Here is a 17,357-nt window from a genome sequence, read left to right on the forward strand (position 1 = left end):
ATCAACAACAAAATCCGTTGGATTACAGAAGCATCTTAGCTCTGCAATTCAACGGATTTTAATTTATCGTCAGATCCGGTCTGCAATTTCTTCAAATAAACGGGCCTTGTCACGAAAATAATCTCTTGCAAATTCATCGGCTTCCCGTAAAGCTTCTTTTAGTGTTCCTGACTTAAGTTCTACGGATACCGCTTCTATTCCAGCCTCTATTACCAGTATATAAACACCGTCTCCATGCGTCTGCATCTGCAGGCTGATATAGTGATGTTCTGCTTCAATGCTTTTTCTGGCTGCTGCTCCCCCATCGCCATACAGGACCCACGTATTCTCATATTCCATCTGCGATACCCCTTTCTGTCTGAAACGCCAAAAGATTCTGTATTATTATAACACAGAATCTTTTGACTGACTACTATTTATCAACAAGGGATGCTCTCTGCAAATTTACGGATATCAGAAGCGTTGGTGATCTTCTGAATCAGGCCTTCCTTAACGATCACAAGTGTGGGGGCTTGCATAATCCCCAGCTTATGAGCCAGTTCTGCATTCTCTTCTGCATCTACTGTTTCATAATTCACATTCTGAAGGAACTGTTTTGCCAGCTTGCAGTTGGGACAGGTTTTCGTAGTGAATAAATATGCGCCTGCAGGCATCTCCGGTTTCTTATCCAATCCTTTTTCAGACTTCTGCTCCTGAGTGGCATTTTTCAAAACAGAACCGGTAATGTTATAGGTAGTACGGTTTTTATACTCCTGGGTCTTTCCCTCATTCCAGTTTTGTACCGGACGGTAATATCCGGTAATACGGCTGTAAACTTCTGCTTTCCTTCCACAGACCGGGCAGACATGATGCTCTCCTGCCAGATACCCATGATCTGCGCAGATTGAATAGGTAGGAGACAGGGTGTAATATGGCAGCTTATAATGATCTGCAATGGTTTTAACCAGCTTTGCAGCCGCTGCCCAGTCAGGAAGCTTTTCACCCAGGAATGCATGAAATACAGTTCCTGAAGTATAAAGCGTCTGAAGCTCATCCTGAATATCCAGCGCGTCAAAAATGTCGGCTGTGTAATCCACCGGCAGATGAGAGCTGTTGGTGTAGTAAGGGGTATCTCCCTCATGTCCGGCTGTCATAATGTCCGGATAGTACTTCCTGTCGTGCTTGGCAAGACGATAGGTGGTAGATTCCGCCGGAGTCGCTTCCAGATTATAAAGGTCTCCATACAGTTCCTGATAATCAGACAGCCGTTCCCGCATATAATTTAAAACGGTTTTTGTAAACTGCTGTGTCTTTGTATCTGTTAAATCTTTTCCCAGCCATTTTGCATTTAAACCAACCTCATTCATACCAATGAGCCCGATGGTGGAAAAATGGTTCTCAAAGCTTCCCAGATAGCGTCTGGTATAAGGATAGAGTCCCTGATCCAAAAGCTTTGTAATCACTTCCCTCTTGGTCTTTAAGGATCTTGCCGACACGTCCATCATGCGGTTTAAGCGTTTATAAAAATCTGCTTCATCTTTTGCCAGATAAGCGATCCTTGGCATGTTAATGGTAACTACGCCAACAGAGCCTGTACTCTCTCCTGATCCAAAGAAACCTCCGGTCTTTCTTCTTAATTCTCTTAGATCCAGTCTGAGACGGCAGCACATGCTTCTTACATCGCTTGGCTCCATATCGCTGTTGATGTAATTGGAAAAATAAGGTGTCCCGTATTTGGAGGTCATCTCAAACAAAAAGCGGTTGTTCTCTGTGTCACTCCAGTCAAAATCTCTGGTGATGGAATAAGTGGGAATCGGATATTGAAAACCTCTTCCGTTGGCATCCCCCTCAATCATGGTTTCTATAAATGCCTTGTTCACCATATCCATCTCTTTTTTACAGTCTTTATATTTAAAAGCCATCTCTTTTCCGCCCACAATGGCATTTAGTTCAGCCATATCAGAAGGAACGGTCCAGTCCAGAGTGATATTGGAAAATGGTGCCTGGGTGCCCCAGCGGCTTGGGGTATTCACACCATAAATAAAGGACTCAATGCACTTTTTTACTTCGGGATAGGATAACTGGTCACTCTTTACAAAGGGAGCCAGATAGGTATCAAAGGAAGAAAATGCCTGAGCACCTGCCCATTCATTCTGCATAATGCCAAGAAAGTTAACCATCTGGTTGCAGAGTACGGATAAATGCTTTGCAGGAGACGAAGTGATTTTTCCGGAAATCCCTCCTAAACCCTCTAAAAGCAGCTGTTTTAACGACCAGCCTGCACAGTAACCGGTTAACATGGATAAATCATGGATATGAATGTCTGCATTCCTGTGGGCTTCTGCTATCTCATGATCATAGATCTCTGACAGCCAGTAATTAGCCGTCACTGCACCGGAGTTGCTTAGGATCAGTCCTCCTACAGAGTAAGTAACGGTTGAGTTCTCTTTTACACGCCAGTCCTCAACTTTTACATAGCTGTTCACCACATCTTTATAATCCAGAATGGTGTTCTTCATATTCCGTATCTTTTCCCGTTGTTTTCTATATAATATGTAGGCTTTTGCCACATCTGTATATCCTGCATGTTCCAGTACATGTTCCACACTGTCCTGGATCTGTTCCACTGTAATCATACCTTCGTTCATTTTCTCCTGAAAATCTGCCGTCACACGCAGAGACAGAAGCTCTAAAATTTCGTTATTGTACTCCTTTCCGGTTGCCTTAAACGCTTTTTTAATGGCTTCCGTGATCTTCCCCAAACTAAATTCAGCTTCTTCCCCATCTCTTTTCACTACCTGGATCATTAAAACTTTTCTCCTTTCACAAAAACCGCTATGACTTTTTTAGCATACAGGTGTATTATAGCAGAACAAAAAAGAAAACACAATATCTAGATTTTGTTTTTGTCCAAAAATCTAGATATTGTGTTTTTGTCATTCGTCAATAAATTCCCGGTTTTCTGCCAGACCTGCAAATAATTCAGCGGGCACGTAAGCGTTGACCAGTATTCCTTCTTCTAAGTATTCTTCTTTTAACAGCTGACCGTATTTACGGATCTGCTGAATCTTTCCTGCATCCTTATAAGAATAGACTTTTTCCAGATAAATCCTTCTGCTTCTAAGAATGGTCTCCAGAAGATTTTCCAGTTCATCGATCCCTTCCCCTGTACGCGCGGAAATCCGCACCTGAAAATCCGAAGAGAAATCTTTCAGCGTGGTATCAGGCTGGGCAGCATCGATCTTATTAAATACGGTAACCATCACCTTTTCTGTAACCCCTAACTCCCGTAACGTCTCATAAACCACATGCATCTGGATCTCCATCTGAGGGTTGGAACAGTCCACCACATGAAGAATAATATCACTGTATTTGGCTTCTTCCAGAGTACTTTTAAACGCTTCAATCAGATGATGAGGCAGTTTTCTTATAAATCCTACCGTATCGGTCAACAAAATCTGCTGACCGCCTGGCAGGCTTAAACTCCTTGTGGTTGGATCCAGCGTGGCAAACAGCTTGTCCTCCGCTAAGATCCCGGCATCAGTCAGGCGGTTTAACAATGTGGATTTTCCTGCATTGGTATATCCCACAATCGCAGCCACAGACATATGATTTTTATCTCTCTGCTGTCTGGCCACCTCTCTGTGACGCTTTACATCTTCTAAATCAGTCTTTAAGACACTGATCCGGTCATGAATCAGTCTTCGGTCTATCTCAAGCTTCTTCTCACCAGGTCCTCTGGTACCAATTCCTCCACCCAGCCTTGATAAGGAACTTCTTAGTCCCACCAACCTTGCAGAACGGTACTTTAACTGGGCAAGTTCCACCTGTATCTTACCTTCTCTTGTGGTTGCTCTTGCTGCAAATATATCAAGAATCACCATAGTCCGATCCATCACCTTAATCTGCAGGGCATCCTCTAAATTGCGCATCTGGGCAGGGGAAAGTTCATCGTCACACACCACTCCCGTTGCTCCAAGCTCGAAGACTCTCTCCCGGATCTCATCAATCTTACCTTTTCCAAGATAAGTTCCTGGATGAATCCTCTCCCGGTTCTGAATGATCTTATCCACAGTAACAGCCCCTGCTGTTTTAACCAGCTCTTCCAGCTCATCTAAGGAGGCACTCACATCTGTGCCATCTCCCGTACTTACTGCTATTAGAATAACCTTTTCTTCTATCTCTTTTAACTCGATCAGTTCTGTCATTCCCTCTCCAAACTATCTAGATTCCAAAAATGTAATTTCCCGTTGTGCTTCCTCATCCGGTCCATGTGCTGAAACATACTGTTCCATGGTATCCAGTGCTTTCTTAAACTCTCCCTTTCGTTCATAAACCACGGCAATGTTAAATAACAGCTCCGGTACGCTATTCGCTTCAGGTGCCGACAGTCCTTTCTGGAAGGATTCCAGGGCTCCATCCCAGTCTTTTTGTGCCATCCTGCATAATCCCATTCGGTTGTAGATCATGGGTCCCGCCTCTCCTCCAGCTGCTGCACTTTCATAAAGCGTCATGGCGTCCGATGCTGATCCTGCTTTTTCCATGGCTGCACCAGCTGCCATAAGAGCATTCATTCTTCCCGGAGCTTTGCCATCCGGATCAAGTTCATTGCTTCGGTTATAATCAGCTATGGCTCCGTCATCATCTCCTGAACCAGCTTTTGAGGCACTCCGCATATTATAATACTCCGGTTTTTCTCCATCTACCTTGATCAGGATGTCATAGCTTCCTACAGCTGCCTCATAATCACCGGATAAATACTCCGCTTCCGCCCTGTATTTTAATACATCCATATCAAATTTTCCTACCAGGCCCTTTTTCGTATCAATTGCCTGGTCAAATGACTGTATGGCGTCTTTGTAATTTCCTTCACCCAGCGCCTTAATTCCATCATCCCGGTAAGTGTACCGATTCTCTTTTTTGCCGCAGCCCGCTGACATGGTAAGAATCAGGGTCAGAACAATTAAAAGTGTTCCATATCCGGTTTTTCTTTTCATTTTAATATCTCCAACTTTAACAAAACTATAAATGTTATTGTATTCCAGTGCTGCCGTGTCCGCCTCTGTCTTCATGATCTAAAGAGTCAACAGCCTCAAAACAGATGGCTGGCTGATGCTCCATAATACGAAACTGGCAGATCCGGTCATTGACACGGATCACGGTATCCCGAAGTGCATAAGCCGGGAAAAACCACTGGTCATTGTCCCCGCAGTAAGTCTCATCAATAATTCCCATGCTGTTGGTCTGAATAATGCCGTAATTTTTAAAGGTACTGCTTCTTGGAACTACATGAGCTTCATAGCCGGCAGGAAGTTCCATGGCAATGCCAAGAGGGATCAGTTTAAATTCACCTGCTTTTAACTCCACATCCTTCGCCGCCCGTAAATCAATCCAGTCGGATTTGCCATCTATGTATCTCAGTCTTTCTATTTCGTCTGTAAAGTATTTAATTTTAATATTCGCTGTCACTGTATGTCCTCCTGATGTCTGTCGCTGTTTTGTTCCTCCGTAAGCAATATTCCGCTTCCAGAAAGTTCTTCTTCCACTTCCATACGAATTTCCGCTGCTACCAAAGGATCTGCAGCCGGTAAATTCTGAGTGGAGCCAATGCCAAATCTTCTTAAAAATTCTTCTGTTGTTGCAAAAAGTGCCGGGCGTCCCGGTGCATCCAGCCTTCCGACCTCATACACCAGATTATATTCTACCAGTTTGTTTACCGCATGATCGGATTTTACTCCACGGATCTTCTCGATTTCAAGCTTAGTAACCGGCTGTTTGTATGCAATGATGGAAAGTGTCTCCAGAACCACTTCCGATAATACCTGCTTTTTCGGAGCGCAGGCAACACGGATTAAATTCTCGTAGTATTCTGAGCGGGTACACATCTGATAGCTGTTTTCCAGTGCAATGATCTGCATTCCCTTTTTCCCTGTCTCATACCGTTTCATCAGACGAAGAACTGCTTCCCTGGCAGTTTCCTCATCCTGTTCTATGGCTGCAGCCAGCCTGCTAAGTTCCACCGAATTTCCCATGGTAAAAAGAACTGCCTCAATGACCGCTTCCCATTTCTTTTCTTCTTTCGCGCTCTTTGCTGACCCGTCTGCTGTCAGAGTTACTTTATCCATTAACTTTTTCTTCCTCTCCCAGATCCGAAAAATCCAGTTCCCCTTCCTCGCCTTCCGGCTCCAGGGTTTCAATCATCATATCATCAAATAAATGCTCCTGGGTCAGGGTGATCTTGCCGATCTTCATGAGTTCCAGAAGCGCCAAAAAAGTGACTACTACTTCTATCTTGTCAGGCTGTCCCTCAAGCATTCTGCGAAAGGAAAATTTCCGGTTTCGTCTGGCAAAATCCATTACTGATTTTATCTTATCTTCCAGGCTTACCGCTTCCTTACGAATATTGCCAAACCGGCTTCTGATGGGATCCACCCTGTCTTCTGTCCGTTTTGTCACCGCACGGAAAATTTCCTGCAGCTTTGCCAGGGTAAGCCCGTCAAGGAGCTTGTCCAAATCTACGGGCGGCTCATATTTCGCCACCTCGGCAGGCACGGTAGGAGTCTTAAAAAACAGGCGGTCTGCTCCTACTTCCCGGTCTTTTAATTCCGATGCCATATATTTAAAATATTTGTACTCCAGAAGGCGGGCAACAAGTTCTGCCCTTGGATCTTCTTCCTCCCCTTCTTCATTGACCTCTTTGGGAAGAAGCATACGTGCCTTGATGTCAATCAGAGTTGCCGCCATGACTAAAAATTCACTGACGATATTTAAATCCTCTGTCTCCATATGATTCATGTAATCTAAATACTGTTCCGTAATAATCACAATGGGAATGTCATAGATATTCACTTTATTTTTATCAATCAAGTGAAGAAGCAGATCAAGCGGTCCTTCAAAATTATCCAGTTTATAAGAGATTCCCATATATTCCTCCAAAGCAGATTAAAAACATACCAAAAAGAAGTATACCAAATTGAGACCGATCTGTAAATATATGGAAGGTTCAATTTGAGGATTTGGGTTTTAAATCCACAACTACCAGCTGTGGTTTGTTATTCAGCCGGATATTAATGGAGTGGGTTCCAAGGCCTCTGCTTACTATCATATATTTTTCATCTTTTTGAAACGTCCCTCCACAGTAGGGATTAAAAAACTGGTACTGCGGAGTCATCACTCCTCCCAGAAACGGAAGGCGTATGGTTCCTCCGTGAAAATGACCGGAAAGTGATAAATCAGCGCCCCAGTCCCGGTAAGTGTTAAAATAAAGGGGGGAATGGGACAATAGGATCTGAAACCGTTCTTCTCCTGCCTTCCCTGCTTTTTGTTCCAGTTCTTCGGGAAGAAGTCGCTCAGGAATAAAATCCTTATAACAGCCTTCTTTTAAATCCACACCTGTAATGGCAATATCCTTCCGGTATAATTCCGTCCGGTCTCTTAACACTATCACCCCAAGCTTTTTTAAGCTGTTTTCATACGTATCATACTGATCACCATAGACCAGCCGTTCCTGGTTCATACGGTTTTCGTGATTTCCATTTCCGTAAAAAACCGGGTAACGATTTGTCAGCTTCTCCATCAGTTTTAAACTGACCCTGGTATCTGCTGTCTTCTTTACAACCATCATATCACCGCCGACAAGCACCACATCCGGATTCACATGGTCAATCGCCTTAAGAAGTCTTTTATTGTCTTCTCCAAAGCAATGGCTGTGAAGATCCGAAAGGAATACCAGCCTCAAGTTTTTTCCGATCTTACTGCTTTCTATAACAGTTCTCTCTACGGAAAGCTGTTCTCTTTCGTATTCAGAACGCAGTAAGGATACTGCGCCTGCAGCAGCACAAAAAACTCCGGCAGCAAACCACATCTGTTTATACCTCATCTTCTCTCATTCCTTCTTTTGCTGTCCCTCCATCATACAATGAAGAACCTGTCCCCGTCAAGTAAAAGGCTTCCTCTTTTACCTTCCCCTTTTGTATAATGGATACCAATTATGGATAATATGCAATACTGGATAATCACGGTTTAATAAGAGTGTGAGGTGACTAACCATGATTGTTTATGACAGACTGTGGGAAACCATGAAAAAGAAAAATGTCAGCCAGTATCATCTGATCAAATATTGCAAGGTCAGTGCCGGACAAATCGGACGGCTTAAGAAAAACAATTTCGTATCTACTCATACGATTGATATGCTGTGCAAAATTTTAGACTGCAGCGTAGATGAAATTATGGAATATCGGGCCGATATTTGCGAGGCAACAAGTGTGACCTGTAATACTGACCCTGAGGAAAATAAATAACAGGCTTTTCCTTCAGAGGATTTGGCATAGAAAAAGAGCCTCAAGGCTCTTTTTTCTATGCTATATTCTTCTTAGGATATCCAGACACCGGCTCTGTCCAGGCGGTAACCATCAGGTGTTACCGTATCCTTTAACATCGCGCCGTCACTGCCAAGATAATACCACTTCTCCTTGGTTTTCACCCAGTAATTACATGCCTTGGTACCATCTTCCCGGTAATAAAACCACTGATCCCCTGACTGCACCCAGCCGGAGGAAGCATTGGCTTTTACACTGCCGCTGCCTGACCCCTTTAAGGCAAAACCATAATCCAAAAGCGCTTTGGTATCGTCATAATGAGTGGACTTACTTTTCATAATCACTACGATTAAGCGTGATCCATTCTTTTCTGCATAAGTTACCAGGGTATTGCCAGCCGCAGAGGTAAAGCCAGTCTTTCCGCCCAACACTCCAGGGTAATAACGGGAGTCGGAAGAATTGATCATCTTATGTCCCATGGTTACCGTTCTGGCTCCCGCTTTCTTCGTGGCCGGAATCTGGTAGCTGACAGTAGCGCACACTTTTCTAACCACACCATTTTGAAAAGCGGCTTTTGCAATCAGCGCCATATCATGGGGTGTTGTATAATGACTGGAATTAGTAAGACCGTTGGGATTGACAAAATTTGTATTGGTACAGCCAAGTTCCCTGGCTTTGGCATTCATCAGCTGGGCAAAGGAACTGACGCTGCCGGATACATGCTCAGCAAGACCATTGGCCACATCATTGGCAGACTTAAGCATAAGACCATAGAGACTCTGCTCTACCGTCAGCTTATCACCTTCTGCCATATTTAAGGTAACTGCACCTGATTCCAGATTGGTAGTAGCTGCCTTGGAAAAGGTAACAGTATCGGAAAGGTTCGTCCGTTCTGCCACCAGAAGCGCAGTCATCAGTTTGGTAATGCTGGCCGGATAATACTTCGTCTCACTGTTTTTAGAATAAAGAAGTGCTCCGGTATCGGCATCCATTAACACAGCTCCCTCGGAAGAGATCTGGGGCACACTTACTGTGGAGGCTGCTGTGGTGGTTGTGGTTGTGGCCGCTGTGGAATCCGCTGCGGTTTTATTACTGTCTGCGTTCTGGTCTGCCTGTCCGCTTATTGTAGCACCTGGTCCGGCTTCTGCCCTGGTCTCCTGCGTGGAACCCGGGAAAGGCGAAACCGTAGGTATCTCTGTTGCATAAGCAACAGTTGATGCCAACATGGAAAAGCCAATGATAAGACTGATTAATCTGCAAGTTTTTTTTGTCATAGCCAATTATCTCCTGTATTTTTCTACCAGTTAGTTCTTCCATCAGTATAACATAAAATCCAATAATTACCGCTTAAAATTTTCTTACAAAATAAAAATGCACCACTCATAAAAGTGATGCATCGTCTAAAGCGACTGTATTAATCTTCTTTTTCCAACTCTTCCAGCCTGTCCATTGCAATATTTAAAATTTCCGCATGGTCAAATGCCATCTTCTCCTGGTCAAGCATGTCTATTGCAGGCAGAAGTTCAATGTCAATATCCCTCTTCCACATCATGCCTTCCCGTTCAAAGGTTTCCGTAATCCGATAGCTGATAAATATATGTTCTTCCTCATTCTCAATGGTAAGTGCATATGTCGCCCCATTTTCAAGGTCTGAAAGCTTCTTTTTCTTTACCTCAAACCAACACGCCTTGCCGGCATCGTCACCGGCCTCTACGGTTAACTGATCTTTTGAAACTGCCGCTAAATAAGAAACGGAAATCACTCTTGTTCTGGGATCCCTTTTTACACTTCCCCAGGTATAAAGCTGTTCCATGTAGATTTCCTTTAATCCGGTTTCTTCAAACAGTTCTCTGGCTGCTGCTTCCTCCAGGGATTCATCCATGTTAACAAATCCTCCCGGAATCGCCCACTGACCGATGCAGGGGTGGTTTTTCCGCTTAATGAGAAGAATATCTGTCTTTGATTCTTCCTGGTCATATGCAAATATCAGCATATCCACCGTTACCGACGGGCGTTCGTAATCTCCCGGACGGTATTGTAAAAGAAACTCTTTTTCCGTCAGCCCTTCTTCATTCTTTCGTTCCATTCTGCCCTTCTTCCTACCAGATTTTAGAATACAATGGACTGAAGCGCTCCAAGAACACCTGCACTGGCAAGTCCCATAATGATTCCTGCCATTAAAACTCCGCCCATCACAGCTAAAATACTGGATTTAAAATCAATATCAAGCAGGCTGGCTGCCAATGTGCCAGTCCAGGCACCGGTGCCTGGAAGTGGGATCCCAACAAATATCAATAGAGCAATGAACAATCCCCTTCCGGCTTTCGCCTGCAGTTTTTCTCCGCCGCGTTTTCCTTTTTCCAGACACCAGGTAAAAAAGCCGCCTATTACCGGCTTATCTACTCCCCACTCCAAAACTTTTCTGGCAAACAGATAGATAATGGGTACCGGAAGCATGTTTCCGATTATTGCAATAATATAAGACTGAAACAAAGGCAGTCCCATTACAGCAGAATAGGGAATCGCTCCCCTTAGTTCAATAAGCGGAACCATGGAAATAAAAAACACTGTTATATATTTTTGTAACATCATTCATTCCTTTCATAATAAAAGTCTGCCTTTATACTATACACAAAGATGGACAGTCTATCAACTATTTTATAAAAAGATTATATTTACACACATGATTCCAAACCTTTCCTGAATAAAATATTAACATTTCTGAAATACTATTGTACTGACAAAACGAGTGTGATATAATCCTCAAAAGTTGAATATTATAATCCCACGCATTAGTTAAGAAGGGTGTCTTTTTATGAATATCAAACAGTTTATAATCAAGTACAGGCATGTCTGGATCCTCAGCTACGCCTTCATTTATTTACCATGGTTCATGTACCTTGAAAAAACAGTGACAAGCAACTATCACATCATGCATATAGCCATTGATGACTATATCCCGTTTAATGAATATTTCATTATTCCTTACCTGATGTGGTTTGGTTATGTGGCCGTCTCTGTCGCCTATTTTTTCTTTCATGATGTGAAAGAATACTACAGGCTTTGCACCATGCTGTTTACAGGAATGACCATAAGCCTGGTGATCTGTACTGTCTTTCCAAACGGAACAGACTTCAGGCCTGTCGTTGATGCCAATAAAAATATTTGTGCTGCTATTGTTAATCTTCTCTACTCTGCAGATACCTGTACCAACGTATTTCCAAGCATACACGTTTATAACTCCATTTGTGTCCACATTGCCATCTGCCGAAGTGAACGTCTTAAAAATAACAGACAGTTAAAAACAGCGTCTCTTATTTTAATGATTTTAATCTGTCTGGCTACTGTGTTTTTAAAACAGCACTCTGCTTTTGACGGACTTGGCTCATTCGCCATGGCATATATCATGTATCAGTTTGTTTATTCTGATTCCCTTGTTCCTAACAGAAAAAAGGTATCCGAAAAAGCAATCAGTTAAAAAAAGACCTTCCCTGCCGGGGAGGTCTTTTCCCATCCGATTCTAATTAAATCCGAAAAATTTCTGAGTCATCTTATAAATGGCGATGGGGAATTTCATTCCGCTCTTACCAGGCAGATTGACTCCCTGTCCTAAGAATCCGTAGCGAAGCCTTAAATAAAGCTTTAAATTCTGTTTTCTAAGACTCTGCCACAGTTCTTCCTTTTTCTCCATATTTTCCTCTGTTCCGGACTTAATAGCCAGAATGGAGGAAATGACCATCATAATCTCTAAATACCGCACCATATAACGCCGAAGCTTGCGCTGCTTAATCTTCATCACGTCATAATAGGAAAGCATCAGCTTTGTCACGCGAATCTGCTGGTCAATCCGTCCGATCATAACCTGTTCATTGACAGACTGATCGTCTCTGCCTATAAAGTATCGGTAAAAGTTTACGTTTAAATAATACATGGTTTTCACATGAGGAAGCGGCTGATAAACAAAAATATTATCCACATAGAAGGTATGCTTTGGCAATTCCAGACCGCATTGCTTTAAAAGTTCTGTCCTGTAAATCACAGAATGCATCAGAATGTATTGTCCCAGAATAAAAACCTTCACATCATCCCAGTCAATCAGCTGGTTCTCCGGAAGTGCAGTCCGGTAATTCATCACTTTTTTACGATTGGAACCCTGTTTTTCATAAACAAAATTACTTACCAGCATATCAAGTGTCTTTTCGCCGTAAACGAAACGCCTGAGGGTATTAAGAATCTCCATATAAGCGGATTCATCCACCCAGTCATCACTGTCCACTACCTTAAAATAAATCCCGGACGCATTCCTTAATCCTGCATTCACTGCTTCTCCATGCCCGCCATTCTCCTGATGGATCGCCCTGCAGATTCCCGGATAATTCCGTTCATATTCATCTGCAATTTCGGCTGTACGGTCTTTTGTCGAACCGTCATCTACAATAAGGATCTCAACCTCGTCTCCGCCTGGAAGCAGGGATTCGATGCAATGCCTCATATAGGCTTCTGAATTATAACATGGAATTGCTACAGATAAGAGTTTCACACAATATCCTCCTTTAGGTTGTTTTTCCAATAAATCCGGATAATACATATTACAGTTACAACGACTGATAACACTACCACAGCTGTAGTCACTCCTGCACGTTCTCTTTGAAACAGAAGCCCGGACAGTTCCGTGTTGGTTATAAAAAGCGAAAGTAAATTAGCCGAGATGTGAAGCATGATAGGTGCCGACAAAGCTTTTGTTCTCTCATAAAGCCATGCTGCGGTAAGACCAATGATAAATGCATAAACACCCTGGGGAAGATTTCCATGATAAAGGGCAAACAGGCCGGCTGATACGACAGCCGATAAAACAAAAGAAAACTTGTCCCGGATGGAAGCAAATATCATTCCTCGAAATATCAGTTCCTCCGCTACAGGTATGATAAATCCGGAGGCCAGAAGCTGAAGCGCAAATGGCGGAGAATACAGTGCCCTGGCCGCTTCCTGGTACGTCTTGGATATTCTGGTCAGTCCCATAACTTCCACAGCTGAATTTCCCAGAATGCAAAGAGCTGCTCCAAGCAGCCAGATCGCAAACAGACTGTCCGCAGGTTTCAAACTCTCTGTCATGGAAGACCCTCTGTTTTTCTGATCGTAAGAATAAAACCACAGCAAAACCGGAATATTCAGTAATGCAGATACTCCCGTAGCCATAAGTGGTTCAAGAGGCACCGCCAAATACAGAAACGTGGTGGCTAACGTATAGGTAAACAAAGGAAGAATCAGATGCAGAATCATTACTATCATAAGTACCTGTCCTTTCATTTTCTGTATCTTCTTAAACATTATACCACCTGAATTCAGGATATCCACTTAATTTTTTTAAAATTATTTCTAAAAACAATTGAAATCTTTTCTCATATTCTCTGATGCCCGAAAGCGGTTGCTTTTTTTATCTGCTGATAATATAATATCCTTATATTTTCTGATTAAAACTACATGAAACTGAGAGGAAATAATATGGCAAAAAAACGTATTGTGATAGCTTTGGGACACCATGCTCTGGGAACAAACCTTCCGGAACAAAAGACGGCAGTAGCCAGAACTGCCAAAGTAATTGCAGATTTTATTCAGTCCGGCTGGCAGGTGGCCGTTACTCACAGCAACGCTCCCCAGGTTGGAATGATCCATACTGCAATGAATGAATTCGGAAAACAGCATGACGGTTATACCTCAGCTCCCATGTCTGTCTGTTCTGCCATGAGCCAGGGATACATCGGATATGACTTACAAAACGGAATCCGTGCAGAACTTATGACACGGGGCATATATAAGTCCGTGGCTACGATTTTAACCCAGATGATGGTAAATCCATATGACGAGGCTTTCTATACCCCCATGAAGCCCATCGGCCGTTTCATGACTGCAGAGGAAGCAAAGGAAGAAGAGGATAAGGGGAACTATGTGGAAGAGGTCCCTGGCAAGGGATTTCGAAGAGTAGTCGCTTCTCCAAAGCCAGTTTCCATTGTTGAGATTGATATCATAAAAGCTGTTATGGATGCAGATCAGATTGTAATTGCCTGCGGAGGAGGCGGTATCCCGGTTATGGAACAGGGCTGCTACTTAAAAGGAGCCAGCGCTGTGATTGAAAAGGACAGGGCTGCCGGACTGCTTGCAAAAGAAATCGATGCCGACGTGCTGATGATTTTAACAAATGTGGATAACGTAACCTTAAACTTTGGAAAGCCGGATGCCAGTCCCATCAGCCTTATGAGCAAAGCGGATGCGAATTCTTATATTAAGGACAATCAGTTCGGATCCTCTTCCATGCTTCCTAAGATTGAAGCATCTCTTGATTTTATTGAACATGGACGGAATCGGAAAGCGATTATTACTTCCCTGGAAAAGGCGGAAGAAAGCCTTGAGGGAAAAGCAGGTACCGTTATAACAGAAGTGTAACTATAAAAAGGATTTTTGTCCTGTGTATTAAGGGCAGAAATCCTTTTTTCTATTATAGAACCAGTTCCGTTTTGAAAACTGAGAAAAATGGTCTGAACGCTAATCCTACAGCATATATTCCCGAAACCACGTCATATATTGAAACAAATGGACTCGACGGAGTATTACTATGAAATGGTTCAACCGATTAAGACTGGCAGAGAAAATCAGAACATTTTCCATTTCGCCGGAAAATGGAAAGAAAGGTCTGAAGATATTTCTGTTCCTTCTATGTGCCTTTTTTGCCGGGCGTCTGGGGGCAATGCTGACTGAGCATCATCGCGCTGTGGAAACTGCTGCAGAAGGAAACTGGGGATTAAGCTTCCAGCAGGAAGGTCAGCCTCCTGTTGCCAATGCCACCATGGATTATTTAAAGCAGTTTAATGCCTATTATGCACAGAAAACCCAGGATAAGGTCTTATATCTCACCTTTGACGCCGGATATGAAAACGGAAATACTGCTGCAATTTTAGATGCACTGAAAAAGCACCATGCACCTGCAACCTTTTTCATTGTGGGCAACTACATAGAAACTGCACCAGAACTGGTTAAACGAATGATTGCGGAAGGTCACACAGTAGGAAACCACACTTATCATCATCCGGATATGTCGAAGATGAATTCAAAGGAATCCTTTGAAAAAGAGCTGGGAGACCTAGAAACTTTGTTTGAACAGACCACCGGGCAAAAAATGAGAAAGTATTACCGTCCGCCTCAGGGCAAATACAGTGAATCCAATCTGCAGATGGCAAAGGATATGGGATATAAAACCTTTTTCTGGAGCCTGGCTTACGTGGACTGGTATCAGGATAAGCAGCCTTCAAAGGATGAAGCCTTTAAAAAGTTGTTAGGACGGATTCATCCCGGTGCTATCGTTCTTTTGCACAGCACTTCCAGTACTAATGCACAGATTCTTGATGAACTGCTGACCAAATGGGAAGAGATGGGGTATCAGTTTAAGTCTTTAGACGAACTGTGTTCCCAACAATAAAATACAGAGGTAGACCTTACCCTTTCTATAAGAGTATCGTTTACCTCCGTTTCTTTTTTAAATGGAATAATCTTTTGACGCCTCATCTTCGTTCATAATATGGGAGAGAATAATTTTTTCATAATAGCTGCTGTCATTACCGGTAACTCTTGGACGAGGCAGCTGAATTTTTATATCCTGCCTGACTTTATGTTCATCAATGATTATGACACGATCAGCCAGTTTCACTGCTTCTCCAACATCGTGGGTCACAATAATTGTGGTAAACCCAAGTTCTTTCCATAGTTTTTCAATGAGCTGCTGCATATCCAGCCTTGTGAGCGCATCCAATGCCCCTAGCGGCTCATCAAGGAGAAGTACTTTTGGCTGACCGGCAAGAGCTCTTGCCAGTGAAACACGCTGCCTCTGTCCTCCGCTCAGTACATGGGGCCAGCAGTCACTTTTATCCATTAGTCCCACACTGCTTAAAGCCCTTTTGGTTAATTCCTGGTTATGCCCGTAGCTTCCAAGGCGAACGTTTTCTGATACTTTCTTCCAGGGAAGAAGCCTTGGTTCCTGAAACACAAACCGAATGTTACTGTCCACCCCTGTTTTTGTCACACCATTGACTGTAATACTCCCATCAGAAGGAACTTCCAGGCCTTCAATCAGCCGTAAAAGCGTACTTTTTCCACAGCCGCTTTTGCCTACAATTGCGACAAATTCTCCTGGTTTTATCTCTAAATTAATGTCATTAAGGATTATTAAAGGTCCATAGTTTTTTGATAAACTCTCTATTTTAATTCCATATCCATTTTGTTTTTCTTCCATATTTTATACTTCCCTCCAGCGAATGAGTTTCCGGTCCAGAAATCCAGCTGCTGCATCAGACAGTTTTCCCAGTATGGCATACAAAATAATGGAAAGGAGTATCTTATCCATCTGCATCAGTTCCCGCGCAGACATCGCCATATAACCAATTCCTGCATCAGTAGCAATCTGCTCCGAGGCTATCAGTAAAAGCCACATGGTTCCAAGGGATAGTTTAAAGCCGACTAATATGGAAGGAAGCGCTCCAGGGAGGATAATTTCAGTAAATATTTTAACTTTTGAAAAACCGTAAACCCTTCCCATCTCCATTAGCCCTTTATCAATTGTCTTAATACCATGATAGGTATTGATGTAGATTGGGAAAAACACGCCGAAAGCAACCATATAAACTTTGACTCTTTCGCCTATTCCAAACCAGATAATCATTAATGATATGGCGGCAAGAACCGGAATGGTCCGAAGCATTTGAATGGTTGTGTTGAGCGTCAAGTCCAATCCACGGTTTAATCCTGTCATAAATGCAAGTAAAAGTCCAATTAACCCGCCAAGCAAAAGTCCTTTTCCTGCACGTCCTGCACTGACCGTTATATAGTCTAAAAGCTGTCCGTTTTCAATCATATCCAACGTACGTTTTAAAACCTTATCCGGTGATGGCATCAGTGTATCATTCATGCCTGGCAAAGTTGTCAAATACCACAAAATAATGATTAACGCCGGTATCAGCCAAGGGACCAGCGGCTTAAGTAGGTTTCCTGTCTTTTTCCAGTCCATATTCACTC

19 protein-coding genes are annotated in these 17,357 nt (G+C 43.0%); 4 read left to right on the forward strand and 15 right to left on the reverse strand.

The annotated features are described in order from the left end of the window. Window positions 1–69: 69 nt before the first annotated feature. The 8 genes from ABS301_RS00960 to ABS301_RS00995 form a co-directional block, all read right to left on the reverse strand. On the reverse strand, window positions 70–339 hold the full coding sequence (locus ABS301_RS00960) for a hypothetical protein (RefSeq protein ID WP_104438405.1): 270 nt from the start codon (window positions 337–339) through the stop codon (window positions 70–72). Window positions 340–419: 80 nt separating this feature from the next. Further along, window positions 420–2,786: a ribonucleoside triphosphate reductase gene (locus ABS301_RS00965; RefSeq protein WP_349670409.1), complete on the reverse strand. Its 2,367-nt coding sequence runs from the start codon at window positions 2,784–2,786 to the stop codon at window positions 420–422. 129 nt (window positions 2,787–2,915) lie between these two features. Continuing rightward, window positions 2,916–4,187 carry a GTPase HflX gene (hflX, locus tag ABS301_RS00970; RefSeq protein WP_349670410.1) on the reverse strand — a complete coding sequence of 424 codons (1,272 nt, stop codon included), beginning with the start codon at window positions 4,185–4,187 and terminating at the stop codon, window positions 2,916–2,918. A gap of 12 nt (window positions 4,188–4,199) precedes the next feature. Further along, the gene (locus ABS301_RS00975) at window positions 4,200–4,976 is read right to left on the reverse strand and encodes a tetratricopeptide repeat protein (RefSeq protein ID WP_349670411.1); all 777 of its coding nucleotides are present in this window, start codon (window positions 4,974–4,976) and stop codon (window positions 4,200–4,202) included. 34 nt (window positions 4,977–5,010) lie between these two features. Further along, window positions 5,011–5,448, reverse strand: a complete 438-nt coding sequence (locus ABS301_RS00980; RefSeq protein ID WP_349670412.1) for a dUTP diphosphatase — start codon at window positions 5,446–5,448, stop codon at window positions 5,011–5,013. Continuing rightward, window positions 5,445–6,104, reverse strand: a complete 660-nt coding sequence (gene scpB / locus ABS301_RS00985; RefSeq protein WP_349670413.1) for an SMC-Scp complex subunit ScpB — start codon at window positions 6,102–6,104, stop codon at window positions 5,445–5,447. Before scpB ends, ABS301_RS00980 begins: the two co-directional genes overlap by 4 nt. Next, a complete protein-coding gene (locus tag ABS301_RS00990; protein ID WP_104438400.1) occupies window positions 6,097–6,903 on the reverse strand; it encodes a segregation and condensation protein A in 807 nt (268 codons plus the stop codon). Before ABS301_RS00990 ends, scpB begins: the two co-directional genes overlap by 8 nt. 79 nt (window positions 6,904–6,982) lie before the next feature. After that, window positions 6,983–7,843, reverse strand: a complete 861-nt coding sequence (locus tag ABS301_RS00995) for a metallophosphoesterase (RefSeq protein WP_349670888.1) — start codon at window positions 7,841–7,843, stop codon at window positions 6,983–6,985. Between the two features lie 184 nt (window positions 7,844–8,027). On the opposite strand from ABS301_RS00995, the gene ABS301_RS01000 reads away from it, so the two are divergent. After that, a complete protein-coding gene (locus ABS301_RS01000) occupies window positions 8,028–8,279 on the forward strand; it encodes a helix-turn-helix domain-containing protein (protein ID WP_170823419.1) in 252 nt (83 codons plus the stop codon). A 71-nt stretch (window positions 8,280–8,350) separates the two neighbouring features. On the opposite strand, the gene ABS301_RS01005 is transcribed toward ABS301_RS01000, so the two are convergent. The 3 genes from ABS301_RS01005 to ABS301_RS01015 all read right to left on the reverse strand — a co-directional run bounded on the left by ABS301_RS01005 (window position 8,351) and on the right by ABS301_RS01015 (window position 10,886). After that, entirely contained in the window at window positions 8,351–9,571 is a 1,221-nt protein-coding gene (locus ABS301_RS01005; protein WP_349670414.1) for a D-alanyl-D-alanine carboxypeptidase family protein, read from the reverse strand. Window positions 9,572–9,711: 140 nt separating this feature from the next. After that, window positions 9,712–10,383 carry an NUDIX domain-containing protein gene (locus ABS301_RS01010; protein ID WP_349670415.1) on the reverse strand — a complete coding sequence of 224 codons (672 nt, stop codon included), beginning with the start codon at window positions 10,381–10,383 and terminating at the stop codon, window positions 9,712–9,714. Between the two features lie 23 nt (window positions 10,384–10,406). Then, window positions 10,407–10,886 carry a COG2426 family protein gene (locus tag ABS301_RS01015; protein ID WP_349670889.1) on the reverse strand — a complete coding sequence of 160 codons (480 nt, stop codon included), beginning with the start codon at window positions 10,884–10,886 and terminating at the stop codon, window positions 10,407–10,409. Window positions 10,887–11,112: 226 nt separating this feature from the next. Here ABS301_RS01015 and ABS301_RS01020 point away from each other — a divergent pair, with 226 nt between their 5' ends. Further along, entirely contained in the window at window positions 11,113–11,775 is a 663-nt protein-coding gene (locus ABS301_RS01020) for a phosphatase PAP2 family protein (RefSeq protein WP_349670416.1), read from the forward strand. Window positions 11,776–11,817: 42 nt separating this feature from the next. Here ABS301_RS01020 and ABS301_RS01025 read toward each other — a convergent pair whose 3' ends face one another. Then, a complete protein-coding gene (locus tag ABS301_RS01025; RefSeq protein ID WP_349670417.1) occupies window positions 11,818–12,837 on the reverse strand; it encodes a glycosyltransferase family 2 protein in 1,020 nt (339 codons plus the stop codon). After that, the gene (locus ABS301_RS01030; protein WP_349670418.1) at window positions 12,834–13,625 is read right to left on the reverse strand and encodes a CPBP family intramembrane glutamic endopeptidase; all 792 of its coding nucleotides are present in this window, start codon (window positions 13,623–13,625) and stop codon (window positions 12,834–12,836) included. Before ABS301_RS01030 ends, ABS301_RS01025 begins: the two co-directional genes overlap by 4 nt. A gap of 174 nt (window positions 13,626–13,799) precedes the next feature. Here ABS301_RS01030 and arcC point away from each other — a divergent pair, with 174 nt between their 5' ends. Both arcC and pdaA read left to right on the forward strand, forming a co-directional pair. After that, the gene (gene arcC, locus ABS301_RS01035) at window positions 13,800–14,738 is read left to right on the forward strand and encodes a carbamate kinase (RefSeq protein WP_349670419.1); all 939 of its coding nucleotides are present in this window, start codon (window positions 13,800–13,802) and stop codon (window positions 14,736–14,738) included. Between the two features lie 169 nt (window positions 14,739–14,907). Further along, window positions 14,908–15,768: a delta-lactam-biosynthetic de-N-acetylase gene (pdaA, locus tag ABS301_RS01040; RefSeq protein WP_349670420.1), complete on the forward strand. Its 861-nt coding sequence runs from the start codon at window positions 14,908–14,910 to the stop codon at window positions 15,766–15,768. A gap of 57 nt (window positions 15,769–15,825) precedes the next feature. Here pdaA and ABS301_RS01045 read toward each other — a convergent pair whose 3' ends face one another. After that, complete coding sequence (locus ABS301_RS01045) at window positions 15,826–16,578, reverse strand: ABC transporter ATP-binding protein (RefSeq protein ID WP_349670421.1); 753 nt, start codon at window positions 16,576–16,578, stop codon at window positions 15,826–15,828. A 3-nt stretch (window positions 16,579–16,581) separates the two neighbouring features. Continuing rightward, entirely contained in the window at window positions 16,582–17,349 is a 768-nt protein-coding gene (locus ABS301_RS01050) for an ABC transporter permease subunit (protein ID WP_349670422.1), read from the reverse strand. Window positions 17,350–17,357: the final 8 nt, after the last annotated feature.

It is taken from the genome of Lacrimispora sp. (assembly GCF_031982545.1).
Taxonomy (GTDB): domain Bacteria; phylum Bacillota; class Clostridia; order Lachnospirales; family Lachnospiraceae; genus Lacrimispora.

Excerpts from the sequence above, each read along its gene's own strand:
- ABS301_RS00960 (WP_104438405.1), bottom strand. The coding sequence starts at position 339 with ATGGAATATGAGAATACGTGGGTCCTGTATGGCGATGGGGGAGCAGCA.
- ABS301_RS00965 (WP_349670409.1), bottom strand. The coding sequence starts at position 2,786 with ATGATCCAGGTAGTGAAAAGAGATGGGGAAGAAGCTGAATTTAGTTTG.
- hflX (WP_349670410.1), bottom strand. The coding sequence starts at position 4,187 with ATGACAGAACTGATCGAGTTAAAAGAGATAGAAGAAAAGGTTATTCTA.
- ABS301_RS00975 (WP_349670411.1), bottom strand. The coding sequence starts at position 4,976 with ATGAAAAGAAAAACCGGATATGGAACACTTTTAATTGTTCTGACCCTG.
- scpB (WP_349670413.1), bottom strand. The coding sequence starts at position 6,104 with ATGGATAAAGTAACTCTGACAGCAGACGGGTCAGCAAAGAGCGCGAAA.
- ABS301_RS00990 (WP_104438400.1), bottom strand. The coding sequence starts at position 6,903 with ATGGGAATCTCTTATAAACTGGATAATTTTGAAGGACCGCTTGATCTG.
- ABS301_RS00995 (WP_349670888.1), bottom strand. The coding sequence starts at position 7,843 with ATGTGGTTTGCTGCCGGAGTTTTTTGTGCTGCTGCAGGCGCAGTATCC.
- ABS301_RS01000 (WP_170823419.1), top strand. The coding sequence starts at position 8,028 with ATGATTGTTTATGACAGACTGTGGGAAACCATGAAAAAGAAAAATGTC.
- ABS301_RS01005 (WP_349670414.1), bottom strand. The coding sequence starts at position 9,571 with ATGACAAAAAAAACTTGCAGATTAATCAGTCTTATCATTGGCTTTTCC.
- ABS301_RS01010 (WP_349670415.1), bottom strand. The coding sequence starts at position 10,383 with ATGGAACGAAAGAATGAAGAAGGGCTGACGGAAAAAGAGTTTCTTTTA.
- ABS301_RS01015 (WP_349670889.1), bottom strand. The coding sequence starts at position 10,886 with ATGTTACAAAAATATATAACAGTGTTTTTTATTTCCATGGTTCCGCTT.
- ABS301_RS01020 (WP_349670416.1), top strand. The coding sequence starts at position 11,113 with ATGAATATCAAACAGTTTATAATCAAGTACAGGCATGTCTGGATCCTC.
- ABS301_RS01030 (WP_349670418.1), bottom strand. The coding sequence starts at position 13,625 with ATGTTTAAGAAGATACAGAAAATGAAAGGACAGGTACTTATGATAGTA.
- arcC (WP_349670419.1), top strand. The coding sequence starts at position 13,800 with ATGGCAAAAAAACGTATTGTGATAGCTTTGGGACACCATGCTCTGGGA.
- pdaA (WP_349670420.1), top strand. The coding sequence starts at position 14,908 with ATGAAATGGTTCAACCGATTAAGACTGGCAGAGAAAATCAGAACATTT.
- ABS301_RS01045 (WP_349670421.1), bottom strand. The coding sequence starts at position 16,578 with ATGGAAGAAAAACAAAATGGATATGGAATTAAAATAGAGAGTTTATCA.
- ABS301_RS01050 (WP_349670422.1), bottom strand. The coding sequence starts at position 17,349 with ATGGACTGGAAAAAGACAGGAAACCTACTTAAGCCGCTGGTCCCTTGG.